Raw genomic sequence first — 11429 nt, forward strand, 5'->3', positions numbered from 1 at the left:
AGTTTGCGTGATGAAAATTGTCAGCTTTTTAGCCGATAAAAATCGTTTAACTCATTGATTAAAAATGTATTATGTTGTATTTTTAACCTCAAGAAAAATATTGCCAGTATCAATCATTTTCTAAATTAAAAAATACCATAAACCATGACAGCTATCTCCCAATTCAAACCTTACCGGTATTATCTTGATTTACCAAAAGATATCCTTATTAAAGAGGTCAATAAAGCTCTCCAGAGAAGAGTTGATAGACCGGTTATGCTGGAATGACCCTAATGGTATTTATCGTGATGAGGATTCTTTGAATGAACTGGGCAATGTGATGACCCTGGAAGAGGGGAGGGGGAGATTATGATTAGAATGCTTTCCGAGGTACAGGGATATTAGGGTAAAAGATTTTCTGTCTCCCATGCTTCCTTGACCTTTTCCCAAAATCCTTTTACCTCCACCGCATCCTCCGTCCACTTAAGCCCTTCGTATTAGGATTGTTGTAATCCAAATTCTTTTAATTTTGGTATATGATCAATAAAATAATTAGGACAATTTTCTTTTTTGGCTATGCTGTTCTTTTCAAAGGAAAGGCAATAGAGCGGCACTATTTTATATCTGGAACAGTCAAATAAATGTAAGTTGTCAAAAAAGGAAATATTATCGTTAAGATTTTAGTAGCCATCATGAAATCTTTTTTTCAATTTCCTTTTCATAATGACCTCCATTTTCCACTCTTATGGCCACGCTTCTTTTTGCTTCCTTTACAGGATCTAAGCAAAAATAAACCATATTATTTCCATAACCGTGTTCTTTATACCTCATGGCAATGCAGAGGGGTAGCGTTAAAATTTGTTTAGTAACAGAATGAATGTTTTGAAACCAAATCCTTATTTATTTGTCGTTCAAGCTCTGCAAAAGCCTGATTAGGATATCCTGGCATTCTTTAGGAATTAGGGAGTGGTAAAATTTTAAAAAATGATGGTCATAATCAAAAGGAATAATACCATTAGGTGTGAGTTCATGGGAATTAGATGATTTCCCTGAGCCATTACATCCTGCTATTATAAGGAGTTAAAGATTAGCCATTCCTGGAGTGGGGAGATGGAGTCGGGTTTTAGTTGCTTGGCCTTTGGCTACCTTTTCTTCATAGATTTGGATTTCCTTTCTTATTCTTGGCATTTCGGATTTAAGATTTAACTTAATATGCTCCACCTGTTTGGCTGGATATTATAAAATATTATACCGGCACAAGCCATGTATTTCTCCGCTGAACAACCACCTTGACTGAATATAAGAATGGAAAACCGGTAACTATTTTTGAAATAAATACCAATAATTTTCAATGAGGCATAGGGGTAATTCACTTTTCGGTTTTCTTTATTAAAAAAGAACCAAAAATCTTACCTTGTAAGGATTATAGGTATCACATGCAGATTTCAGATCAAAAGGTTTTTTTTGCCATACAACAAGGAGATATTCCAGAGTTTGAGATGCTGTTCAAAAACCATTATTCACCCTTATGCAGATTTGCATTTACCTACCTTGCTGACCCGGATGCAGCGGAGGAGGTGGTGCAGGCCACCTTCATTGGCTTTTGGGAAAAGCTGGAAAGCACCCAAATCGAAACTTCACTGAAAGCCTATCTGTATAGCTCGGTGAGAAATGCCTGCCTCAATGAACTCAAAAGGCAAAAGGTCCGTCAACTACACGCTGATAAAGTGATGGCAGGAGGTGTATCATTCAGTCTCCCATCTGACCAATTTATATTAAAAAATGAATTGGAAGAAAAAATTGGGGAAGCGATTCAGTCCTTGCCCGAACAGTGTCGGCTTATTTTCAGGATGAGCAGATATGAGGAACTTAAATACCGGGATATTGCAGATCAGTTGAACATTTCCGTCAAAACGGTAGAAAACCAAATGGGAAAAGCCCTGAAACTTATGCGGGCTCAATTAAAAGATTATTTACCATTGATATTGATCCTGATGGGTCGTCTGCTGGAACCATGAATCAGGAACACGAACATATAGAAACATTGATCAGCAAATTCCTGGTGGGAGAAGCCACAGAGACGGAAATCTCGGAGCTGAAGGAATGGTGTGCACTGTTCCCTGAAAACCAAAAATACCTGGACGATGCCCAACTGATATTTGAAAAAGCCCAGCTGCCTGGCCTACCGGAATTTGACAGTGAAAAGGCCTGGATCCGGTTAAAATCCGGTATCCTTCCAGAGGAAAGAAAAAGTGCCCCGCTATTTCCTATTTGGAAAGTTGCCGCCGCTTTGGTTTTGCTTTTTGGGCTTGTCTATCTTTTCTTAATGCTTCAAACTCCGGTTCAGAAATTTCAATTCATCAGTGATAACCAGCCAACTACCCAATTGATGCCTGATTCCACAGAGATCACCCTCAACACAAGTTCTGAAGTCAGTGTAGCTTATAATGAGCGCCAAAAAGCCGGGACCATTCACCTGATCGGAGAAGCCTTGATCAGTATCCCGGAACAGAAAAAAGTCAATTGGACTGTAAAAGCCGGTGATTTGCTGATTGAAGATATCGGCACTGTATTTCATGTGGCGGCTTTACCCGAAAGCCCTGTCGTGGAAGTTAGCGTACAGGAAGGGATTGTCCGGTTCTATTCAAACCGCCAGGAAGGCATTACCCTTCATCCCGGGGAAAGGGGAAGCTATGACAAGGCTTCTGAAACCTTTTCCAAATCCACCGCCGATGCCAATGTAGCCTACTTTAAAACAAAGGCCTTAAATTTTCAGGAAGAGGAGTTGGGAAGTGTTGTGGCAAAATTGGAGGAAGTCTTTGGCAGATCCATTGTTATGGAAGGTGAAATAGACACCTGCCGGATATCCGTAGCTTTTGAAAATGAATCCTTGGAAACCATCCTTACCATTATTTCGGAAACTTTGGGACTTGAGGTGATTCAAGAAACAGACTTAATCAGGTTAAAAGGAGATGGTTGTTTTTGATTTTTTCAGATATTCATTGATCAACAGAATGGAAAAAACCTTCTTGTCCTTGCTCCTTTTTTTTCAAATATTCTCTTCTCTTGCTCAGGAAGTACCGATTTTGGAAAGAAAAGTAAGCATGCTTGCCCAAGATGAACGGATCGACTTCTTTCTCAAACGCCTTTCCCAAGAGGCAGGATGCCTCTTTTCCTATAGCTCCTCTGCCATTGATGTCGGGCGTACCGTATCAGGTACTTTTTATGATCAGCCCCTGAGGGAGGTTTTGGAAAAGGTATTTGAAGGTGAGGTGGTGATCAAGCAAAAAGGGGTGTATGTCATTCTTACCCCAAAAGCACCCTCGGAAAAGGAAGTGGTATTCAGTGGTTATGTGGTGGATGAATCAACAGGAAAAGGCATCCGGGATGCCACGGTATATGATCCCATCACCCTAAAATCCTCCACCACAGATGAATTTGGTTTCTTTGAACTGTCCTTAAAAAATTTCAAAATGGACAGCATCCGATTGGTAGTCAATAAAAAAGATTACGCCGATACCCTTCTGGTAAAGGACAAAAAGAATCCCTTTCAAAGAATCCAACTCAAAACCCCAGAGATAGATTTGGAAGAAGTGGGCAAGAGTCTTACCAAGCCCATGAAGGATTTTTGGGTCTGGACCAAAAACTCCGCGGGCTTCACGAATGTAGAAAATGTCAGTGATACCATGTACCGCCGTTTTCAGGTTTCTGTCCTGCCCTTTATCGGTACCAACCGCAAACTTTCCGGGAACGTGGTCAATGATTATTCCATCAACCTGCTGGGTGGATTTTCAGGAGGCACAAACAAATTTGAATGGGGGGGCTGGTTCAACCTCAACAAAGGCAATGTGCAATATGTACAGTGGGCCGGTCTTTTCAATCAGGTAGGTGGAAATGTAAAAGGTCTCCAAGTCGCCGGATTAGCCAACGGGGCTCTGGGGGATGTGAAAGCGGCCCAATTGGCCGGACTGGTCAACTTCACTGCCGGGAATGTAGAAGGTATACAAATGGCCGGAATTTTAAACCTTGCCACAAAAGATTTTAAGGGAGTCCAAATGGGAGCAATAGCCAATTATGCACATAATGATTTGGAAGGTGTCCAAATGTCCGGAATTCTGAATGTAGGCAGAAATATCAAAGGTGCCCAAATCGGTTTGTTCAATTATGCGGACAGTGTTCGGGGGGCATCGATAGGCTTTTTCAGTTTTGTCCGAAAAGGTTATCATCAAGTGGAGATAGGTGCCGATGAAGTGCTGCCGATCAATATCTCCATCCGATCGGGAACAAGGGGTTTTTACAACATGCTGTTTGCAGGAGTCAGACCGGAGATCGCTGACTCCACCACCTGGGCTTTTGGCTACGGGATAGGTACCTCGCCCAGGTTGGGGAAAAAGTTACACCTGAATTTTGAGCTGAGTGCTTCGCAAATGATCAAGGGGAATGTGGAAGCACTGAACCTGATCAATAAGGCCTATCTGGGGATAGAGTACCAAATCGTAAAAGGTTTTGGAATATACCTTGGGCCTAGCCTGAACTGGCGGGTCTATGACAGTTCATTTACAGACCACCCGGAAATGTTCACTTATTCCAACCCCACTATCCGAAATGAAAATGCCATGCCTATGGAAAATATAGTTTCTCAACTGTGGATCGGGGGCAGGGCAGGTTTGCGGTTTTTCTGAGATAAGAAGAAATTTTTGGGTCCACCCCGATGTGCTTGCATGTTTATAGGATGGTCATTTTTTTATTGACTCCCGACTCGCTAGGAGTCAAATATCTATTTCAGTACTCACAAGTTCATGATTTTACCAGCTATTTGATAATAATAGTCCAAAATCAGTCAGCATTGTTTTAACTAAAACCTGATTAAAAAATATTTTTCATTTGTAATGGGGGTAAAACTCCTTTGGCTTGTCATGGTATTGAAAAGAAATTAAAACCATGCAGACTTCAATCAAAATTTTAGCAGCAACATGCCTATCCATGTTGCCCCTATGGGCAGCAGCCTTTCAAAATTCCGAAATCAAGGTCGATGACGCAATCGGACAGGATTCCGTTCTTCAAAAAAAGGAAATCCAAAAGGATGCGAAAGCCAACGTTAAATTCCAACCCTTCAGGTTGGAAGAAAAAGATACCACCGCTGTCACTTTCCAGTTTTCCTTTGTTCCCTTTGTAGGCACCAATGGCATCTATTCCGGCAATACGGTAAATGATGTGTCCATCAACCTGCTAGGTGGCTATTCAGCAGGTACCCGGGCTTTTGAGATGGCCGGTCTTTTTAACATCAACCGGGGTAACATGACCGGGGTACAGTGGGCAGGTCTGTTTAACCAGGTCGGTGGGCAGGTAGATGGGGTTCAAATGGCCGGACTGTTCAACTCAAACCTTCAAGACGTAAGGGGAGTGCAACTAGCGGGATTAACCAACTTTACCACTGGGTCAGTAGACGGGATTCAATTAGCCGGCCTTGTGAATTTTACCCCCAAAAAAGTCAAAGGAGTACAATTGGCAGGTCTTTTAAATTTTACCGCACAGGATTTACATGGAACCCAGGTTTCAGGATTGGCTAATTTTGTTGCCAAAGATGTGAAGGGATCCCAGATTTCCCCTTTCAATTATGCCTCAAAAGTACAGGGCTTTCAGCTCGGCCTGTTCAATTATGCTGACAGCATGAGCGGTGTTCCGGTGGGCTTGATCAGCTTTGTCCGGACAGGATACCATACCGTGGAACTCAGTTACAATGAGGTTCTCCCCCTCAATGTAGCCTTACGGACAGGGAAGCGGGAATTTTACAACATCCTTTTTGCGGGGATGCGACCGGAAATCAATGAGGAGGTCACTTGGGCTTTTGGTTATGGGATAGGCACCTCCCCCCGATTGGGAAGCAGGCTCTTCCTCAACATTGAAGCCAGTTCGGAACAGTTGAACCGGGGGAATGTGGAAGCCCTGAACCTGGTGAACAGGCTCTTTGTCGGTGTTGATTTTCAGTTGGCCCATAAAATGGCCCTTTTTGCAGGACCTACCTTTAACTTCAGGGTATTTGACCATTCCTTTACAGACCACCCAGGACTTTTCACTATGATTCAGCCCCAAATCCACCGTGAAAAAACCCATGTTGACGACCTCAGCAGCCAGCTATGGTGGGGCTTCAGGGCAGGTATCCGGTTTTTGTAATAACCACCTGATTTCATTTAACCAACAATCAATCTCTTTTAAAAAAAACCTGCTCCAACATTATGAATCCATGTTTTAAACTTTTGGCTTTGCTTTTCTTCTTTGCGATCTGCAAGGTATCCGCACAGACTTTGACCCAGACCCTCCGGGGAAATATTGTCGACCAAGTCAGCAAATCTCCCATGCCGGGAGCTACGGTGATGCTTTTGGACACAGATCCGCTTTTGGGCGGTGTTTCAGATGAAAAGGGCAATTTCAAAATCCAGAACGTTCCGCTGGGCACTTACACCGTCAGGGTAAGTTTTGTGGGATACCGGGATGCCATCCTTTCCCGGATCCAGGTGAATTCAGGCAAAGAAACCGTGCTTTCGGTTTCCATAGAGGAGGATTTGGGGCAAATGCAGGAGGTGACTGTGCTGGCTGCTGACAAGGACCGGACTGTCAATGATATGATCGCCGTAAGTGGCCGGACTTTTTCGGTAGAGGAAACCCGCAAATTTGCAGCCGCGGTCAACGATCCTGCCAGGATGGCCTCGTCTTTTTCCGGGGTGGTCAGCACCGATGATGGAAACAACCACATTTCCATCCGGGGTAACAACCCCAATGCCCTCCTTTGGCGGATGGAGGGAATAGACATTCCCAATCCCAATCACTTTGCATTTCCCGGAACTGCGGGAGGGGGAATTTCCATCCTCAGCGCCCAGCTGTTGACCAATTCCGATTTTATTACAGGCGCCTTCCCTGCGGAATACGGCAATGCCCTGTCCGGTGTGTTTGATCTGAGTCTCAGGAAGGGGAACAATGAAAAAAGGGAATTCACGATACAGGCTGGTTTTCTGGGAACCGACATCGCCGTTGAGGGTCCATTCTCCAAAAATTACAAAGGCTCTTACCTGATCAACTACCGCTATTCCACCCTATCCATCATTTCACAGCTGGGGGTTCCATTGGGTGATTTTGTCACCAACTTTCAGGACCTCTCTTTTAATTTTTTCCTTCCCACAGGAGATAACAGCACCATCACCGTCTTTGGCTTTGGAGGATTGAGTGATCAAAACCGGAATGCCGAAAAAGACTCCCTGAGGTGGAATCAAGAATCCGACAGATTCAGTTCCACTTTTATTTCCAATACCGGGGCGGTCGGCATCAAACATTCCCGGATCCTCAACAAATCCAATTTCCTGCAGACCACGCTATTGGCTTCAGGAAGCAGTTTGGGAGATAAATATGGACGGCTCAACCAGGAATATCAAAATGACGCGCGTTTCTCCTCGGATTATGGTCAATCCAAAATCACTTTCAGTACGGTTTTGAATTCCAAACTTTCACCAAAATACAACTTAAGAAGCGGTGTTTACCTCAATCAGTTGTATTATAACATGAATGAAAAAGCTTATGATGAAATTACAGGCCAGATGCAAACCCAGATTGATGCCAAGGGCAACACCCAAAGTGTGCAGGCTTTTTCCCAGCTCAACATCAGGGCAAGCCAACGTCTTACTTTAAATATGGGACTGCATTACCTGCAATTGCTGCTGAATAATTCCAACTCTCTGGAACCCAGACTTGGACTATCTTTTGAACTGGATGAAAAGCAAAGGGTCAGTCTCGGTTATGGGCTGCACAGTCAGGTCCACCCCTTGGGGACCTATTTTGCAAATCAGGAAGTAAACGGAGAAAGTCTCTTGCCCAATTTGGATCTGGATCTCAGCAAATCCCATCATGTGGTGTTGGGTTATGACAGGTCTCTGAACCCATACCTGCGGATGAAAATAGAAACCTATTACCAGCACCTGTTTCAGATACCGATCAAAGCCGGGGAAGACCAGACCTATTCCATCCTCAATCAGGAGTGGACCCTGGTGACAGATCCCCTGGTCAACCGGGGACTTGGCAAAAATTACGGGGCGGAATTTACCTTGGAGCAGTTTACCCACCGCAACCTCTACTTCCTGCTGTCGGCCTCTGTGTTCAATTCCCTTTATCAGACTGAGGAAAACAGGTGGAGAAACACCCGTTTCAACGGCGGTGGGAACATGGTGTTTACAGCCGGAAAGGAATACCTATGGCAGAAGAACAGGACCTTTGGCATCAACTTGAGAACAATATATAGTGGAGGTTTAAGGACCACCCCAATAAATCTTCAGGAATCCATTAGCAAGGGAGAAACAGTATATGAGGAATCAATGGCCTTTGAACAAAAGAATCCAAACTATTTCCGCAGCGATATTAGGGTCAGTTTAAAGCGAAACCGACCCAATTCCACCCGTACGCTGGCCCTTGACATACAGAATGTAACCAACCACAAAAATGTCTTCGGAAGTTATTTTGAACCTATGGAAAGCAAGCTCAAAACCATTTACTTAACTCCGATGATTCCGCTTCTGAGTTATAGGGTGGAGTTTTAGTACAGGTATAGGTGGCTTGAAACTCGGTATAGGATTCGGTCGGCTCGTTCTAAAATACGGACTAAGTTTTAACTTAATATACTCCACCTGCCGATGGATGTCCTTTATATTATTTTCCATATTCAAATATATTAAATTATATAGAAACGATTCTTACTGATCAGGAGATTTTCACCAGACTTGCATATTAATAAGGTTCTAACGGCTTAAACATTTTAAAATTCCCATAGAGATATAATAACCTTGGAGAGGTTGAGGCGCAGGGATATTAGGGTAAAAGATTTTCCGTCTCCCATGCTCCCTTTTCCTTGACCTTCTCCCAAAAGCCTTCTACCTCTACTTCTTCCCCAGTCCATCTCAGATTTTCGTACACGTGCCATTCATGATCGAGTTGCGGATCATAGGGGGAAGCCTGAAGGTTGGGAAGACTTAGGTTGAGGGGACGAAAAATTCTTTTTGGATGGTGCTGTTTTAAAAAATTAGGTCAAGCTCTTCCTTGGTAAAACCTTCCGACTGGCTGATTACCATCGAACCTAACTGAAGAGAAATAACACATCCTGAAATCCATGAAGACTGGGTTGTATTCCCTGCGTAGGGGCGAATAATTTTTCGCCCCTACGCAGGGAATCTTTTCCATCCCGGTTAATAGGGTGCTTTGGTTTAATTATCCCATGATATCCGGTCATACCAAGCCCTGAAGCCTAAATGATAAGACACAGGCCAACCATGTGCTGGATGAAATCGGAAAGCTGTACCTTCTCGTACAGAAGATCAGGGATGAAGCCATGGACCGGGAACAGCGGACACCGTTAAGGAGGAAACGTGAAGAACCGGTCCTGCAGGAGCTGGGCGAATGGCTTACTCAAAACCCATACAATTAGTTTTGAAATTGTTACTTATACAGCACCAGAAGATTAACACCTTCCAGATGTATTGCTTATTTTTAAATAAAAAAACTATGGAAGATTCCTTTTTTGAAAAGATGTATAATAACCCCGCCATTAAAAAAGAGAGTTATAAGGCAATTGCAGGGTCACATACAAAAACTGAGTTTTTGAAAAATGAAGCCATACTGGATGCAGGTAAAATAAGCAATGAATACTACTTAATTGAAAAAGGTCTTTTCAGGTCGTATATTGTTGATTATAAAGGGAATGAAATAACTACTAATTTTTACGGCACAAACGATATTTTGATCGAAGTAGCATCCTTGTTTCTTCGCATTCCTTCAAAGGAATCAATACAAGCACTAACAGATTGTGTAGTTTGGAAAATTGATTTTGATAATTTTCAAAATCTGTATAGCAATATTGGAGGTTTTACGGAATGGGGTAGGACCTGGATGACAAATCAGCTTTTTGAAGCAAAAAATCGTGCTGTCAATATGCATACGCAAAGTGCTTCCCAAAGATACTTAAGTCTTATAAAAGAAAAACCTCAAATTATAAAAGAGGTTCCGCTTAAATATATAGCTTCTTACCTGGGCATTACTGATACTTCTTTAAGCAGAATAAGAAAAGAAATGACGTACCCGCATGAGAACTTGCCATAGGACAAGATTTTAACGAATTCTTTTTTTCAGATTTGTAATACTAAACTATTTAAAAATAGCAAACATGATTATACGGAATGATGCCAGTAAGCTTTATTTCTTAGTTTTATGAGACCGATGACGGAAGACCGAAGACCGAAACACGTATAATTCTAAATTTAACCATGCATTCTATTTTTATCAATTATTTACTTGCAAGAAAGCGTATATACAAAATAACAAATATGAAAAAGTTCAATCCTGTAGTATGGTTCGAAATTTATGTGAACGATTTAAATAGAGCAGCATTGTTTTATGAAGCTGTTTTACAAGTTTCATTAAATGATATGACTGATCCTTCTGACGAGACTATTCAAATGAAGGGTTTTCCTAGTGATATGGAAGATTATGGTGCTAGTGGGGCATTGGTGAAAATGGATGAAGTCAAACCTTCTGCTAACGGTAGCATTGTTTATTTTGGATGTGATGATTGCAAGGAATTAGAAGATCGTGTGAAGGATAACGGAGGTAAAATCATTAAGTCTAAAATGTCTATTGGAGAACATGGCTTTGTTTCCCTATTAATGGATACCGAAGGAAACTCAATTGGTTTTCACTCCATGAAATAGATGAATTAAAGGTGGTTCTTTTAATTTAATAGATAATGCAATAGCAAATGGAAAGTATTGAACAAATAAACTACATTAATTCACCTATTGAAAGCGTGCATAAAGCACTTACATCTGAAGAAGGCTTAGGGCAGGTCTGGACAAAAAAACTAAAAGTAAAGCCCGAAATAGGTTTTATCAATGAATTTGATTTTGATGAAGGGTATCTCACGAAGTTTAAAATAATTGCACTAAAAGAAAACCACCAGATAGTTTGGGAATGTTTAGATTCTGATGAAGAGTGGATAGGAACGAAGGTGTCTTTTGAACTTGCAGAAAAAGATAATGTAACAACGGTATTTCTTAAACACTATAAATGGAGAGAACGAACTGACTTTTACCGTTGGTGCAGTTACAATTGGGCCATGTTTCTTTATAGCTTGAAGACATACTGCGAGAATCAAAAAGGATTGCCAAATCAGGAACGGGATTTCTAAAAAATTACGCCCCGCCAATACCGGATAAGCGTCAAGAGTTAAAATGCCACCCAATTCCCATACTATCCGTCTGGATAAGCTCCTGAAACATATTACCTTATGCCGAGAACTGCACCTTCCCCCTAAGCTCCTTTTTCACCGCCAATCTTATCGCCGCGCGGGCCTCATCTTTTATGGTCCAGTAGAGCTGGAGGTATTTCTTTACCATTGAGACTTCTTTGTGGACTAGTTC

General features: G+C 42.1%; 10 protein-coding genes and 1 pseudogene. 10 read left to right on the forward strand and 1 reads right to left on the reverse strand.

The genetic code is table 11. The annotated features are described in order from the left end of the window. Positions 1-184: 184 nt before the first annotated feature. The 6 genes from EL17_RS23635 (at position 185) to EL17_RS19175 (ending at position 8561) form a co-directional block, all read left to right on the forward strand. Positions 185-352, forward strand: a complete 168-nt coding sequence (locus EL17_RS23635) for a hypothetical protein (RefSeq protein WP_164675168.1) — start codon at positions 185-187, stop codon at positions 350-352. Between the two features lie 1063 nt (positions 353-1415). Then, entirely contained in the window at positions 1416-1997 is a 582-nt protein-coding gene (locus EL17_RS19155; RefSeq protein WP_035078029.1) for an RNA polymerase sigma-70 factor, read from the forward strand. Then, positions 1994-2965: a FecR family protein gene (locus tag EL17_RS19160; RefSeq protein ID WP_035078039.1), complete on the forward strand. Its 972-nt coding sequence runs from the start codon at positions 1994-1996 to the stop codon at positions 2963-2965. The genes EL17_RS19155 and EL17_RS19160 overlap by 4 nt, the downstream gene beginning before the upstream one ends. A gap of 28 nt (positions 2966-2993) precedes the next feature. Then, the gene (locus tag EL17_RS19165) at positions 2994-4661 is read left to right on the forward strand and encodes a carboxypeptidase-like regulatory domain-containing protein (RefSeq protein ID WP_164675169.1); all 1668 of its coding nucleotides are present in this window, start codon (positions 2994-2996) and stop codon (positions 4659-4661) included. Positions 4662-4920: 259 nt separating this feature from the next. Beyond that, positions 4921-6153 carry a hypothetical protein gene (locus tag EL17_RS19170; protein WP_035078046.1) on the forward strand — a complete coding sequence of 411 codons (1233 nt, stop codon included), beginning with the start codon at positions 4921-4923 and terminating at the stop codon, positions 6151-6153. A gap of 62 nt (positions 6154-6215) precedes the next feature. After that, complete coding sequence (locus EL17_RS19175; protein WP_035078049.1) at positions 6216-8561, forward strand: TonB-dependent receptor; 2346 nt, start codon at positions 6216-6218, stop codon at positions 8559-8561. Positions 8562-8776: 215 nt separating this feature from the next. Here EL17_RS19175 and EL17_RS23640 read toward each other — a convergent pair whose 3' ends face one another. Further along, complete coding sequence (locus EL17_RS23640; protein WP_164675170.1) at positions 8777-8941, reverse strand: hypothetical protein; 165 nt, start codon at positions 8939-8941, stop codon at positions 8777-8779. A 339-nt stretch (positions 8942-9280) separates the two neighbouring features. Between EL17_RS23640 and EL17_RS24410 the strand changes: the two are divergent. From EL17_RS24410 to EL17_RS19190, 4 genes and pseudogenes are all read left to right on the forward strand, one after another. Beyond that, positions 9281-9442, forward strand: a pseudogene (locus tag EL17_RS24410) (IS66 family transposase); the annotation flags it as partial. Between the two features lie 77 nt (positions 9443-9519). Further along, entirely contained in the window at positions 9520-10113 is a 594-nt protein-coding gene (locus tag EL17_RS19180; RefSeq protein WP_035078052.1) for a Crp/Fnr family transcriptional regulator, read from the forward strand. A 224-nt stretch (positions 10114-10337) separates the two neighbouring features. Beyond that, positions 10338-10721: a VOC family protein gene (locus EL17_RS19185; protein ID WP_035078057.1), complete on the forward strand. Its 384-nt coding sequence runs from the start codon at positions 10338-10340 to the stop codon at positions 10719-10721. A gap of 47 nt (positions 10722-10768) precedes the next feature. Then, complete coding sequence (locus EL17_RS19190; RefSeq protein ID WP_035078054.1) at positions 10769-11197, forward strand: SRPBCC family protein; 429 nt, start codon at positions 10769-10771, stop codon at positions 11195-11197. Positions 11198-11429: the final 232 nt, after the last annotated feature.

It is taken from the genome of Anditalea andensis, from assembly GCF_000714815.1.
GTDB lineage: Bacteria > Bacteroidota > Bacteroidia > Cytophagales > Cyclobacteriaceae > Anditalea > Anditalea andensis.

What these genes read in the sequence shown, in the direction of transcription:
- EL17_RS19155 (WP_035078029.1), top strand. Translation starts at nt 1,416, where the DNA reads ATGCAGATTTCAGATCAAAAGGTTTTTTTTGCCATACAACAAGGAGAT.
- EL17_RS19180 (WP_035078052.1), top strand. Translation starts at nt 9,520, where the DNA reads ATGGAAGATTCCTTTTTTGAAAAGATGTATAATAACCCCGCCATTAAA.
- EL17_RS19170 (WP_035078046.1), top strand. Translation starts at nt 4,921, where the DNA reads ATGCAGACTTCAATCAAAATTTTAGCAGCAACATGCCTATCCATGTTG.
- EL17_RS19185 (WP_035078057.1), top strand. Translation starts at nt 10,338, where the DNA reads ATGAAAAAGTTCAATCCTGTAGTATGGTTCGAAATTTATGTGAACGAT.
- EL17_RS19190 (WP_035078054.1), top strand. Translation starts at nt 10,769, where the DNA reads ATGGAAAGTATTGAACAAATAAACTACATTAATTCACCTATTGAAAGC.
- EL17_RS19160 (WP_035078039.1), top strand. Translation starts at nt 1,994, where the DNA reads ATGAATCAGGAACACGAACATATAGAAACATTGATCAGCAAATTCCTG.
- EL17_RS23640 (WP_164675170.1), bottom strand. Translation starts at nt 8,941, where the DNA reads ATGGCACGTGTACGAAAATCTGAGATGGACTGGGGAAGAAGTAGAGGT.
- EL17_RS19175 (WP_035078049.1), top strand. Translation starts at nt 6,216, where the DNA reads ATGAATCCATGTTTTAAACTTTTGGCTTTGCTTTTCTTCTTTGCGATC.
- EL17_RS19165 (WP_164675169.1), top strand. Translation starts at nt 2,994, where the DNA reads ATGGAAAAAACCTTCTTGTCCTTGCTCCTTTTTTTTCAAATATTCTCT.